Here is a 13,276-nt window from a genome sequence, read left to right on the forward strand (position 1 = left end):
TGATAACGGAATGTTCAGCTTATGATTTCAAGGAAATGTTGGGACGTAAGAAAGTGAAGTCATGGCTTAAATCCGTGTCGGCTTTTGCCAATACGGAAGCATCTTCTTTCTTCACTACATTTCTATAATCTGAATTGGGGAAAGAACGAAAGAATACCCGTAGAAGAAGTGGCCGAAAGGGTAAACAGTCCCCTCAAAAAGTATCCTGCAAACGAAGAAAGTTCGGTCAAAAAGTTCGGTGTAAATGCGAAAATGTTCGGTGTAAACGACAAAAGTTCGGAGATAAGGTTCGGAGAGAGCACAGATGCCCCTAAAAACATAGGAAAGACAGCACAGAAGATTATCGATTTCGTCATTTCCGATTCTTCTATGTCAGCCGAAACTATGGCTTACAAGATTGGTATAAGTTCTCGTGCCGTAGAAAAACAAATTGCAAAATTGCGGTCTATGGGTATCTTATCTCGTGAAGGTGCGAACTTTGGTGGCTATTGGCGCATTGTCATTAATCCTCAAACTGAAAAATAAGTATATAAGACTGACTTGAAATTCAAAAACACAAGAGGCGTGCAACTTAATGGATTACACGCCTCTTTTTTCTATAAAATCACCTATTGCAACTTACTTCACTTCCTCAAAGTCAGCATCCTGCACATTATCGCCATGCTTTGTATTATCCTGAGCACCGCCTTGTTGCCCTGCATTCATATCAGGACCAGCTTGTGCACCACCCTGAGCACCGCTCTGGGCATACATTTCAGCACTTGCAGCCTGGAATGCCGTATTCAATTCGGCCATGGCAGAGTCTACGGTAGCCAGGTCTTGAGCCTTATGGGCATCTTTCAGCTTCTGCAAAGCAGCTTCAATCGGAGCCTTCTTGTCGGCAGGGAGCTTGTCGCCGAGTTCCTTCAACTGATTTTCGGTTTGGAAAATCATAGAATCGGCCTGGTTCAGCTTGTCTACTTTCTCACGCTCTTTCTTATCTGCTTCAGCATTGGCTTCGGCTTCGGCTTTCATCTTTTCGATTTCTTCCTTGCTCAAACCGCTGGAAGCTTCGATACGGATAGCTTGTTCCTTACCGGTAGCCTTATCTTTGGCAGACACCTTCAAGATACCGTTGGCGTCGATATCGAACGTTACCTCAATCTGAGGAATACCGCGACGTGCCGGAGCAATACCTGTCAGGTTGAACTGGCCGATTGACTTGTTCTGCGCAGCCATCGGACGCTCACCCTGCAATACATGGATGGTAACCTCCGTTTGGTTGTCGGCAGCAGTAGAGAATGTCTCGCTCTTCTTGCAGGGGATGGTAGTGTTGGCATCAATCAGCTTCGTCATCACACCGCCCATAGTTTCGATACCCATAGAAAGCGGAGTAACATCCAACAATACAACGCCCTTGATTTCGTCCGTCAAAACGGCACCTTGCACGGCAGCACCTACGGCCACCACCTCATCCGGATTCACACCCTTGGAAGGAACTTTACCGAAGAAATCTTCTACCAACTTCTGTACTGCCGGAATACGTGAAGAACCACCTACAAGGATTACTTCATCGATGTCCGCATTGTTCAGACCAGCATCGCTCATAGCCTTCTTACATGGCTCCAAACAAGCTTGAATCAAGTTGTGAGCCAGAGCCTCGAACTTGGCACGGGTCAACGTCTTCACCAAGTGCTTGGGCACACCGCCTACGGGCATGATGTACGGCAAGTTGATTTCAGTGCTTGTAGAAGAGGACAGCTCTATCTTAGCCTTCTCGGCAGCTTCCTTCAGACGTTGCATAGCCATCGGGTCTTGAGTCAGGTCGGCACCTTCGTCGTTCTTGAACTCCTGAACCAGCCAGTCGATGATTACCTGGTCGAAGTCGTCACCACCCAGGTGAGTGTCACCGTTGGTTGACAATACTTCGAACACACCGCCACCGAATTCGAGGATAGAGATATCGAATGTACCACCACCAAGGTCGAATACGGCAACCTTCATGTCCTTGTGAGACTTGTCAATACCGTAAGCAAGAGCTGCGGCAGTCGGCTCGTTCACAATACGCTTCACTTCAAGACCTGCAATCTGACCGGCTTCCTTCGTAGCCTGGCGTTGGGAGTCTGAGAAGTATGCGGGGACGGTAATTACAGCTTCTGTCACTTCTTGTCCCAGATAATCCTCGGCAGTCTTTTTCATTTTCTGCAGAATCATTGCAGAGATTTCCTGCGGGGTATAGAGACGTCCGTCGATGTCTACACGCGGAGTATTGTTGTCACCCTTTACTACTTTATAAGGCATACGGCCGATTTCTTTCTGTACCTGGTCCCAGTTTTCGCCCATGAAACGTTTGATGGAGAAAACCGTACGGGTGGGGTTCGTGATAGCCTGACGCTTGGCAGGATCACCGATTTTACGTTCGCCACCATCAACAAATGCTACTACTGAAGGAGTGGTGCGCTTGCCTTCACTGTTTGCAATTACTACAGGTTCGTTACCTTCGAATACTGCAACGCAAGAGTTTGTTGTTCCTAAGTCAATACCAATAATTTTTCCCATGATCGTTATTTTTTTATTTGTTATTATTCTGTTTCGACGTCCGCCTCAGTGGCAGACGCCAATAAAAAGACAAACGTTGTGCCAAATTGTTCAGAGCAGCCGCAGATTTATACTTGTGGCAGTTTGTCTGTCAGTTTGGCAGAATTAAAATCATTTTTTCTGTCGGAAATTACCATTTGTTAATTTCCATTCCATTCAAAAGCTCTACTTTTGTCGCCCGAATCAGAGATGATAAAACATGAACAACATTAATCATTTTCCTTGCATACCTTTAACCGTTCCTCCATGGAGGAAATATTGTTCCACCGTGGAGAAAATATCATTCCACCACGAGGGAAATATCGTTCCACCATGGTGGAACGATTAAGGATTAGTTAACATTGGGCTTAATCGCAGCAACGGAAATGATTGGTTTTCACATATAAAGAAATAAATAAGATGAGTATGGAAAAGATGAGAGACAGTATCGACTTCAAGAACACGGACATCAAGACATTGTTCCGCAAACTATTGCTCCCTACTGTACTGGGGATGATTTTCTCCGCACTATTCGTTATCACCGACGGCATCTTTGTCGGAAAAGGAATTGGCAGTGATGCTTTGGCGGCGGTCAACATTGTGGCACCGCTATGGTTGTTCTCTACGGGTGTGGGACTTATGTTCGGAGTCGGTGCCTCTGTGGTGGCCTCCATTCATCTGTCACACGGGAAAGTCAAGGTGGCACGTATCAACATCACACAGTCTGTAGTCATATCTTCCTTGCTGCTGATGTGTACCTCCACCCTATTCTGTTCATTTGCCCCGCAGGTGGTAAAGCTGCTCGGAGGGTCCGAACGGCTCACGCCATTGGCTGTGGAATACATGCTTTGGTTTGTGCCTTTCTCTCTGTTCACAGCATTACTCAATTCGGGTATGTTTTTTCTGAGGCTGGACGGTTCGCCCAACTTTGCCATGATGTGCAATGTGGTGGCTGCAGTTCTGAACATCCTATTGGATTATCTGTTCATCTTCCCCTTTGACTGGGGGATGTTCGGTGCCGCACTGGCAAGTGCCATAGGTACCACGGTAGGTGCATTGATGATAGTATTCTATCTGATGCGCCGCCGGTGCGCACTGCGCTTTCACCCCATTAAGATGAGCCGGAAAAGCATGCAACTGATGCGCCGCAACATTGGCTATATGTGCCGATTGGGTTCCTCCGCCTTCTTGTGCGAGGTGGCGATTGCCTGCATGATGTTTGTCGGCAACCAGGTGTTCATCCATTATTTGAAGGAAGACGGAGTGGCGGCATTCAGCATTGCCTGCTATTTCTTTCCTATTATATTTATGGTATATAATGCCATTGCGCAGTCGGCGCAGCCGATTATCAGTTATAACTACGGCCTGAACGAGAGCCAACGTGTCCGCCGCGCCTACTTGCTGGCACTGAAAACGGCCATAGGCTGCGGGGTATGTTTTGCCCTGGCCACAATATTCTGCAGCCCTGAAATTGTCGGCATGTTCATAGACCGCAGTTATCCGGCTTATGACATAGCGGTAAAAGGGTTGCCTTTGTATGCCACCGGCTTCGTGTTCTTTGCCGTCAACATCGTATCCATCGGCTATTTCCAGAGTGTGGAGCGTGCCAAGTATGCCACAGTTATCACCCTGCTGCGTGGTTTTATCCTGCTGACAGCCTGCTTTTTCGGACTGCCCCTGCTATTGGGAGACCGGGGAATCTGGCTTGCCACTCCTCTTGCAGAAATGCTGACAACCCTATTTATCCTCGTGATTTACATATCCGGGAAAAAGGAACATAAAGAAAAATCCGTATCTTTAGACAAGATGGGCTGCACCCCAACATAACTTTTTCATGCAAGCATAAAAGTCCTGTCTTCGGTTTACACTATCTTTGCAGCATGGAAACTATGATAAAGAAATTCTGCAAGAAGTATAAACTACCGGAAAACACTTTGCACGAACTTCTGTCACACATGGCAGAAGTTCGTTTCAGCAAGGGAGAACTCATTATCAGCGAAGGGGAAAGGAACAGCAACTTCTATCTTTTGAAGAAAGGCATCTGGCGCGCCTACTACCTGACAGACGGCACGGAAAACTCCCTTTGGTTCGCCGCACCGGGCGACACAGCTTTCTCATCGTGGGGATATGTGGACAGCGAGGTTTCCCTCATCAACATCGAATCAGTGAATGAAAGCATCGCCTATTGTATCAGTAAGCCTGAGCTGGAAGCCCTTTTTTCGCATTCCATAGACATGGCCAACTTCGGCAGAAGAATCTTTGAACGGGAAATTCTGTCGGTAGACAGTTCCACAGTAGCCTACGGCACCCCTCCCACTGCCAAAGAAAGGTACATGACACTGATGGAAGAGAATCCGGAACTGCTGCAGGATGTACCGCTCAAGTATCTGGCTTCTTATCTCTACATCACTCCGCAATCCCTGAGCCGGATACGCGCAGGATTAAAGAAAAAGTAAAAGACCTTTTTATGTCAAGATGCAAAAAAGGCTCTTAGCAGATTATTTCTGTAAGAGCCTTTATTATTTCAACCTATCTTGTCAGTTCTTCACCAACACCATCACCAGGTTATTGTCAGCATCGTACAGCCCGATGCCTCCGCCTGCCAGCTTGCCAAAAGACTGAACGGAATTCAAGGCTTTCAGCACACGGCTTTCCACCTCCATATCAGGGCATGCCATCATGGTACTGATAACTTGCGGGAAAGAGATTGCCGACGGATTTTCATCATCAACCTGGAAAGCGCCGTTAATCAGATTGCAACCCGCATTGCCGTGCAAGCGCTTTTCTGCAATATTAAATTCAATGAACGGCTGCTTCTCCATTCCGTCGGGAATAGCCTCGCCCGCAGCCTCACTAATTATCCACCTTCCTTCCAAATCAGACAACTTGGAAACGGACTCTTTCTTCTGCAACACGACTATGGGACGATTGGAAGCACCGCATAAAGCTATATTTTCCTTTCCCAGCTTCTTATACTTTTTCACTTTGTTCAAAGCCGACAACACATTATTTTCTACAGTCATATCCGGACAAGCCATACGGGTACTTGCCAAAGCGCCAAGGTCAATCGTGCCGGGTTTGGCATTCACGTCAAACGAACCCATCATACGGTTGCAACCACTGTTGCCAAATACTTTTCCAGTCTTTGTGTCAAAACCGATATAGGGAAATTCCTGACCCGGAGCAGGGACTACGGCAGTACCATTCACTTCAATAATATTCCACTCACCGCTGATGGAAGAAAGAGTTGCGGCATTTTTGGTTGATGCACAAGAAGACAAGCCCATCAACACGCTTGCCATGCATAGGGAAACAAATACTTTTTTCATTGTTATTCGTTGTTTAAGTTAATTTATTCAAGGGGCAAATATATAGAAAATAACCCAAATGCAAGTAATTTGTTTAATATTTGAAGCATTTACCTCAAAGTATTTAGCAGGATTTTAATGTTTATCTAAGAATTAACCCTTATATTTGCTCTCCGTATTTTTTATAAACCTAATATAATAATATAGTACAAAGAAATGGGTAAAGTTCTTATTATCGGTGCAGGCGGTGTAGGTACCGTTGTTGCGCACAAAGTGGCTCAAAATCCTGATGTGTTTACAGAAATCATGATAGCCAGCCGCACCAAGTCCAAATGTGACGCTGTTGTCAAGGCAATCGGTAACCCGAACATCAAAACCGCCCAGGTAGATGCCGACAGCGTGGACGAACTGGTAGCACTCTTCAATAGTTTCAAACCCGAAATCGTCATCAACGTAGCCCTCCCCTACCAAGACCTCACCATCATGGAGGCTTGTCTGCAAAGTGGAGTCAACTATCTGGATACCGCCAATTATGAGCCGAAAGATGTTGCCCACTTTGAATACAGTTGGCAATGGGCCTATAAGAAACGCTTCGAAGATGCCGGACTGACCGCCATCCTCGGTTGCGGTTTCGACCCGGGAGTGAGCGGCATCTATACTGCATACGCCGCCAAACATCATTTTGACGAAATACAATATCTGGACATCGTAGACTGCAATGCCGGAAATCATCATAAAGCATTCGCCACCAACTTCAATCCGGAAATCAATATCCGTGAGATTACACAGAACGGCCGCTATTATGAAAACGGAGAATGGGTGACAACCAAGCCGCTGGAAATCCACAAAGACCTGACTTATCCGAACATCGGTCCGCGCGACTCCTACCTGCTTTATCACGAAGAACTGGAGTCTCTGGTGAAGAATTTCCCCACCATCAAGCGTGCACGCTTCTGGATGACGTTTGGACAAGAGTATCTAACCCACCTGCGCGTTATCCAGAACATCGGCATGGCACGCATAGACGAAGTGGAATATAACGGCATGAAGATTGTTCCGCTGCAATTCCTGAAAGCCGTCCTCCCCAACCCGCAAGACCTGGGCGAAAACTACGAAGGCGAAACATCCATCGGTTGCCGCATCCGCGGACTAAAGGATGGCAAAGAGCGTACCTACTATGTATATAACAACTGTAGCCACCAGGAGGCCTACAAGGAAACCGGTATGCAGGGCGTAAGCTATACCACCGGTGTGCCCGCCATGATTGGTGCCATGATGTTCCTCAAGGGATTGTGGAAAAAACCGGGTGTATGGAATGTTGAAGAATTCAATCCGGACCCGTTCATGGAACAGCTCAACAAACAAGGCCTGCCTTGGCATGAGATTATCGACGGAGACTTGGAAGTTTGAAATTAATGATTAAACATTAATCATTATCCACTAATCATTAAACATTAATAAAGTGAATATAGGAGATAAAGCACCCGAAGTATTGGGTATCAACGAAAAAGGTGAAGAAATCCGCTTGAGCGACTATAAGGGAAAGAAGATTGTACTTTACTTCTACCCCAAAGACATGACATCCGGCTGCACGGCACAAGCCTGCAACCTGCGGGATAATTATGCCGACCTGCGCAAAGCCGGTTATGAAGTCATCGGCGTCAGTGTGGACAGCGAAAAGTCACACCAGAAATTTATTGAGAAAAACAATCTGCCTTTTACCCTGATTGCAGACACCGACAAGAAGCTGGTAGAACAATTCGGAGTATGGGGCGAAAAAAGCATGTATGGCCGCAAATATATGGGAACGTTCCGCACAACTTTCATCATTAATGAAGAAGGTATTGTAGAGCGCATCATCACTCCGAAAGAAGTGAAGACCAAAGACCATGCGGCACAAATTTTATAATCATTAAACATTAACAACGTGGCAAAAAAAGACGAACTGAATTTTGAAAATGGCAGCAATCTGGCATCGGGCGAAAAACTGAAAGCCTTGCAGGCTGCCATGGACAAGATAGAAAAGAGCTTTGGTAAAGGCTCTATCATGAAAATGGGCGACGAAAGCGTCGAACAAGTAGAAGTTATTCCCACAGGTTCCATCGGCCTCAATGTGGCTCTTGGTGTGGGAGGATATCCCCGCGGACGTATCATCGAGATTTACGGCCCGGAATCTTCCGGTAAGACAACCCTTGCCATTCATGCCATCGCTGAAGCGCAAAAGGCAGGAGGCATTGCCGCATTCATTGATGCAGAACATGCTTTCGACCGCTTCTATGCGGCAAAACTGGGTGTGGATGTGGACAATCTGCTGATATCACAACCGGACAACGGCGAACAAGCGCTGGAAATCGCAGAGCAACTGATCCGTTCCTCCGCTATTGACATCATTGTAGTGGACTCTGTGGCTGCATTGACCCCGAAAGCTGAAATTGAAGGCGATATGGGTGACAACAAAGTAGGTCTGCAAGCCCGGCTCATGTCACAAGCCTTGCGTAAACTGACGGCAGCTGTCAGCAAAACACGCACCACTTGTATCTTCATCAACCAGTTGCGCGAAAAAATCGGTGTCATGTTCGGCAATCCCGAAACAACTACCGGCGGTAATGCACTGAAGTTCTATGCCTCCGTACGTCTTGACATCCGTGGAAGCCAAGCCATCAAGAACGGCGATGAAGTAATCGGCAAGCAGACCAAAGTGAAAGTTGTGAAGAACAAGGTAGCTCCTCCTTTCCGTAGAGCGGAATTCGACATCATGTTCGGTGAAGGCATCTCCCGTGCAGGCGAAATCATTGACTTGGGTGCAGAGCTTGGCATCATCAAGAAAAGCGGTTCATGGTTCAGCTATAACGAGACGAAAATTGCCCAGGGACGCGACGCCGCCAAGCAGGTCATCCTTGACAATCCGGAACTGGCAGAAGAGCTGGAAGGGCTTATCTTTGCAGAATTGAGAAAAGACAAATAACAAAAAAACTTGCCAATAGAAAAACAAAACATTCTATTGGCAAGTTTCCCTAAAAAGGTTACCGCTTCCTATTCCATTTTTTCCAAACGTTCTTCCAAAGTCTCCATGCTTTTTTCAAAACGTTTCCATGTATCGGTATCCATTTGTTCTTTCAGATACTTGTTGTCTTTCAGTTTAGCTACATTTTCCAGCCCTTTCAATGCCAGTTCTTGCGAATGCTTCAATTCTCCAAGCCAATCGCGGTTCTTCAGCTTCTCTATCTCAGCCCAGTTTATATCCGGAAGCTGTATATTCACATTGTTACCATTCCAGCTGGTATTCTGATACATCATGATATTCTGTATATCCTTCAAAGTCATATCACCTTCCAAATAAACAAATTTCAGAGTAGCTGCACCATCTACAATCATAATCAGCTCCTTCACCTTTTCCCCTTTACGGCTCATGTAGAATTCAGAACTGGAGACTGTTCCCTTCTGCTTCATCAGCAATTCATATCTGGAAGACTGCACCAAAGAACGAAGATCCTTACGCATTTCTTTCTTTACATTATTATCCATTGTAGAAAGTACCTGCACAGAGTTCAACTGTCCGGACACTTTCCCAATATAAACATCTTTAGTAAACAAGTTGGGATTCGTTTCTATCATTGCCTTGGATATGTAGACGGACGACACGCCTTTCATATCTCCATACTTGTTGAATAGGTTCTTCTGTGCCTGGCAAAGCAAAGGCAACATCAGCAGTACACCTGCCAAAATCATTTTCATTGTTTTCATATCAGATTATTGTTGAATTTCTTTTCTTACTTCCTGGTTCACCTTCGTTACGTCTATCCGCGTTTCCTCTATCTGTTCAATTCCCTTGTTCAGATTCGCAGACACCTCGATTAAAGTGGCCTGCAATGCCTTATAAGCAGCTTCCGGATCAGAGAAAGTGTCCTGAGGTGTAGGAGGACGCATATCCTCTCCCATGTTCGTAATGCCATAACCTGCACCTACAAGAACCAGAATGGTGGCAGCAATACCTCCTATCCAGCGCCAATTACGTTTGGCCTTGTTCCGGTGGAAAAAACGTTGTTCCTCTTCAGCCTTTTCATCAATCATCCGGCTCAGTTTATCCTCCAATCCGGCGGGAACATTATCCACCACTTCCCCGGGAAAAAAGCTGAGAAAGAGTTTCTTGTCCTTCTGCAAGTGCTCGGGCACTTCTTCGGTTCTGAAAGCTTCCTTCAACAACTCTTCTTCCTGCTCGTTGGTATTCCCTTCATAAAATTCGGCGAGCAGCCTTTCAATTTCCTCGACTTTCATAGTTACTCCATTTATTAAATTCCTCACGTATCTTTTTTCTTGCCCGGGACAACAGTACACGGACATTGGTAGCATTCAATCCCGTGACCTGCTCTATCTCTTCATAAGAACATCCCTTGACATCACGCAACGTTACTATTTTCTGCTGTTGCACCGGCAGATGGGCAATGATATGCCTTACCTGCTGCGCTTCATCCCGCGCTTCAAAGTTATCTGCTTGAGACACATTATGCACTTCGGCCAACTCCACACTCTGTCTGCTCAAAGTATACTTTCCCGAACGAAGCAAATCAAAGCACATATTTTTCACCAGAGTAACGCTGAATGCTTCCGGATTACTGATAATGGCCAGTCCTTCCCGCTTGTCCCACAACTTCAGATAAGCTTCCTGCACCAAATCTTCAGCATCGGCAGCATTCTCCAATAGCCTATAAGCTATGCAGTACAACTTGCGATGATATGGCAGAAACTCTTTTTTAAAACTTTCAGCGTCCATGGGCTATTTATCAATAGTAGATTTCTGTTTATACCCTTCAGACGTAGGGGGAAAGGATTTTGTTACACGACCAGGAAGAAAAAATGGGAAAAAATGAAAACACCAATAGCACCAGCCCAAGAGTGCGTTTATTTCAAGACATCAGCAATCCGCTTTTTAAGATTCAATTTCGCAATGTCTTCAGGCTTCAGCTCAAGCTCCACCAACACCTTCGCTGTGGAGAGCCTGTATTCCTGCTCTAACGTATCATAATTTATCTGTTCCTTATGAATGGAATACAACAAAGCAAAATCGTAGTTCAAGGCACGTGAGACATTATACAACGTATCCGTATCAATACTTTTTCTCGTAAGCATATAGTCTACACTTTGAGGCTTAACTTTCAGTCTTCGTGCAAGTTCCGCCTTGGTAACTTGCTGTTCAAGCATCACGTTCTTGATTATCTCTCCGATGTATATATTACTTTTTTCCATTTATATGAAGGTACAAATTAATCATTCATATTATAAGGAACACCAATACCAATTTGTCTGTATGTATCGTTCTTTTTATTCATAATTCGTTTGTTTTATCAAATATTTTATGATACTTTTGCAGCATATTCATATAAACAAACAAATAATATCTGCTATCATGAATTTACTGACATGTATTCTCATAGCCATCCCTATCGGCATTATTTTTATTATGCTATGGATATACAATGACTACCGGAAATATAAGAAGAAAAATAAGCTTGTCATTTTGCTGTTTCTCCTATTTCCAACCACTTTATCTGCACAATACGTTGATGCGGGATGCCAAGTATCCTTTAAATGGCTGAAGAACCAAAAAGGGAAATTAGAGTATACAAAAGATGGGGTTACTTATAAGTTTATTCCAAACGACTCCCAATGGGAAATTATAATTCGCAACAACTCTTCAGAAGATATCCGAATAAACTGGGAAAATATGCAATTCATTGTGGACGGAAGAACCTCAGAAGTCAAATACCCCATACTGGCAGAAGCGGAAACTCCCTTTGCAATTATAAAAAGCCAGGCAGAAACAAGCCAAAAGATTGGTGTAACAACTTATACAGCAAATAAAGCAAACTCTCGAATATACAACAAGAAAGAGATTCGGAAAGGAAGGAATTCCTCCATTACTATTATCCTTCCCATATCTATCGGTAAACGCCCTCAATTCTTCACCTCTTTCGACTTTATCATCAAAAAAGCAAACTAACTATGACTTCTCAAGATATAAAAAAACAACTGAAAGAACCACATTTCTGGAACATTGTATTAACCGGTCAGCACGCCGAACCGAGGACAAAAGCAATGCTGGAAGCAAAAGGTATCATAACCTGGCTTCCACTTGCTCCGGTCCGGCGTCAATGGGGAAGGATATTAAAAGAAATACACACCCCAGTCATCCCGAGATGTGTATTCGTCTATATATCCAATGAGGAAAGAAATACGTTGCAAAAATCCTACCGACTTCTTCAACCGGAAATTATACTTCAAGAACTGCCGGACCTATGCAATCAGAACAAGTAGATATATGCCAACGTGCTCACACTAATCACTATCCACAACAAAGTGCCTTGTATCAAGGGCTTGATGCCTACTGCCTTCAGTACATCACGTGACAGAGAGGCACCGATAAAGAACAGAGTGATAGTCAGTGTCTTGCGGGCCAAAGAATTGATTCCCTCCCCAATCATGGCACCCGTTTCGGTAGTGCCCAGCACATAAGTATTGAAAATCATAGCCAGCACAAAGAAGAAGATGAACCAGGGAATACTGATTTTCTGTCCCTTGCTCTTAAAGATGAACGAAGTTACCAAAGCCAAAGGAATAATCCATAAGGCACGTGTCAGCTTTATAGTCGTTGCCACCTTCAAGGCCTCCTCGCCATATGCGGCACCTGCTCCCACTACCGAACTCGTATCATGTATGGCAATGGCCGCCCATGTGCCGAACTCATGCTGGCTCATGTTCAAAGCGTGGCCTATCATCGGAAAAACAAACAATGCAATGGCATTCAATATAAAGATGGTGCCCAATGCCACAGACATCTCGCTATCCTTTGCCTTCAACACCGGCCCCACAGCTGCAATGGCACTGCCTCCGCAGATAGCCGTACCGGAGCTGATAAGATAGGAAGTGTCACGGTCTACTTTCAAGAACTTACGTCCTATGAGCCAGCCTATGAGCAATGTCCCCACAACAGAAATAATCGTGAACTCCATTCCCTCCTTGCCCGAAGCCAGGGAAGCCTGCAGATTCATTCCAAATCCTAACCCTACAACAGAGTATTGCAATAGATACTTTGAAGTCTTCTTATTGAACTTCGGATGTGCCTGCCCACACAGCAACGCAAAGGCCAACCCCAAGAACAACGCCAACGGCGGAGTGACCCATGCCGAATAGGCATGCATACTGGGCACATAATCCAGCAGCAGAAAGAAGGAGAGGACAACCAGAAGAGATACATAAATAAATTTATTATTACTTTGAAGAAAAGGCATATTAATGCTTTTAGCCAAAACTCGATTTGAAGCCATACTGTTTACTTTACTATATTACTAATGTTTATTCCTTAATTTTCCGGGTGCAAAGGTAGTTCTATTTTAGTACACCCGCCAATCGTTTCT

General features: G+C 45.0%; 13 protein-coding genes and 1 pseudogene. 7 read left to right on the forward strand and 7 right to left on the reverse strand.

What is annotated here, in order from left to right; all coding sequences use genetic code 11:
- Positions 1 to 89: 89 nt before the first annotated feature.
- Positions 90 to 525 (forward strand): annotated as a pseudogene (locus tag DW039_RS00495) (HTH domain-containing protein); the annotation flags it as partial.
- Between the two features lie 93 nt (positions 526 to 618).
- On the opposite strand, the gene dnaK reads toward DW039_RS00495, so the two are convergent.
- Complete coding sequence (dnaK, locus tag DW039_RS00500; RefSeq protein ID WP_005831748.1) at positions 619 to 2,538, reverse strand: molecular chaperone DnaK; 1,920 nt, start codon at positions 2,536 to 2,538, stop codon at positions 619 to 621.
- 444 nt (positions 2,539 to 2,982) lie between these two features.
- On the opposite strand from dnaK, the gene DW039_RS00505 reads away from it, so the two are divergent.
- Positions 2,983 to 4,383, forward strand: coding sequence for an MATE family efflux transporter (locus tag DW039_RS00505; protein WP_117703247.1), 1,401 nt, complete (start codon positions 2,983 to 2,985; stop codon positions 4,381 to 4,383).
- A gap of 53 nt (positions 4,384 to 4,436) precedes the next feature.
- On the forward strand, positions 4,437 to 5,012 hold the full coding sequence (locus DW039_RS00510) for a Crp/Fnr family transcriptional regulator (RefSeq protein ID WP_005831755.1): 576 nt from the start codon (positions 4,437 to 4,439) through the stop codon (positions 5,010 to 5,012).
- A gap of 81 nt (positions 5,013 to 5,093) precedes the next feature.
- Here DW039_RS00510 and DW039_RS00515 read toward each other — a convergent pair whose 3' ends face one another.
- Positions 5,094 to 5,885 (reverse strand): META domain-containing protein, encoded by a 792-nt coding sequence (locus tag DW039_RS00515; RefSeq protein ID WP_009038130.1) that lies wholly within the window; start codon positions 5,883 to 5,885, stop codon positions 5,094 to 5,096.
- A 195-nt stretch (positions 5,886 to 6,080) separates the two neighbouring features.
- On the opposite strand from DW039_RS00515, the gene DW039_RS00520 reads away from it, so the two are divergent.
- From DW039_RS00520 to recA, 3 genes are read left to right on the forward strand one after another with little or no spacing between them, the layout of a single operon-like run.
- Complete coding sequence (locus DW039_RS00520; RefSeq protein ID WP_005831761.1) at positions 6,081 to 7,274, forward strand: saccharopine dehydrogenase family protein; 1,194 nt, start codon at positions 6,081 to 6,083, stop codon at positions 7,272 to 7,274.
- Between the two features lie 52 nt (positions 7,275 to 7,326).
- Positions 7,327 to 7,773, forward strand: coding sequence for a thioredoxin-dependent thiol peroxidase (bcp, locus tag DW039_RS00525; protein ID WP_057258658.1), 447 nt, complete (start codon positions 7,327 to 7,329; stop codon positions 7,771 to 7,773).
- Positions 7,774 to 7,791: 18 nt separating this feature from the next.
- The gene (recA, locus tag DW039_RS00530; protein ID WP_005831765.1) at positions 7,792 to 8,829 is read left to right on the forward strand and encodes a recombinase RecA; all 1,038 of its coding nucleotides are present in this window, start codon (positions 7,792 to 7,794) and stop codon (positions 8,827 to 8,829) included.
- 68 nt (positions 8,830 to 8,897) lie between these two features.
- On the opposite strand, the gene DW039_RS00535 is transcribed toward recA, so the two are convergent.
- The 4 genes from DW039_RS00535 to DW039_RS00550 all read right to left on the reverse strand — a co-directional run bounded on the left by DW039_RS00535 (position 8,898) and on the right by DW039_RS00550 (position 11,108).
- Entirely contained in the window at positions 8,898 to 9,608 is a 711-nt protein-coding gene (locus tag DW039_RS00535) for a DUF4252 domain-containing protein (protein WP_057258657.1), read from the reverse strand.
- Between the two features lie 6 nt (positions 9,609 to 9,614).
- Positions 9,615 to 10,139 (reverse strand): hypothetical protein, encoded by a 525-nt coding sequence (locus DW039_RS00540; RefSeq protein ID WP_087331869.1) that lies wholly within the window; start codon positions 10,137 to 10,139, stop codon positions 9,615 to 9,617.
- Positions 10,120 to 10,635 (reverse strand): RNA polymerase sigma factor, encoded by a 516-nt coding sequence (locus DW039_RS00545; RefSeq protein ID WP_087331867.1) that lies wholly within the window; start codon positions 10,633 to 10,635, stop codon positions 10,120 to 10,122. The genes DW039_RS00540 and DW039_RS00545 overlap by 20 nt, the downstream gene beginning before the upstream one ends.
- 128 nt (positions 10,636 to 10,763) lie before the next feature.
- A complete protein-coding gene (locus DW039_RS00550; RefSeq protein WP_005831772.1) occupies positions 10,764 to 11,108 on the reverse strand; it encodes a helix-turn-helix domain-containing protein in 345 nt (114 codons plus the stop codon).
- A gap of 160 nt (positions 11,109 to 11,268) precedes the next feature.
- On the opposite strand from DW039_RS00550, the gene DW039_RS00555 reads away from it, so the two are divergent.
- Positions 11,269 to 11,862, forward strand: a complete 594-nt coding sequence (locus tag DW039_RS00555; protein WP_117703248.1) for a hypothetical protein — start codon at positions 11,269 to 11,271, stop codon at positions 11,860 to 11,862.
- 301 nt (positions 11,863 to 12,163) lie between these two features.
- Here DW039_RS00555 and DW039_RS00565 read toward each other — a convergent pair whose 3' ends face one another.
- On the reverse strand, positions 12,164 to 13,186 hold the full coding sequence (locus DW039_RS00565) for a YeiH family protein (protein ID WP_117703228.1): 1,023 nt from the start codon (positions 13,184 to 13,186) through the stop codon (positions 12,164 to 12,166).
- Positions 13,187 to 13,276: the final 90 nt, after the last annotated feature.

The organism is Bacteroides sp. AF39-16AC (genome assembly GCF_003602735.1).
In the GTDB taxonomy this organism is placed as follows: domain Bacteria; phylum Bacteroidota; class Bacteroidia; order Bacteroidales; family Bacteroidaceae; genus Bacteroides; species Bacteroides uniformis.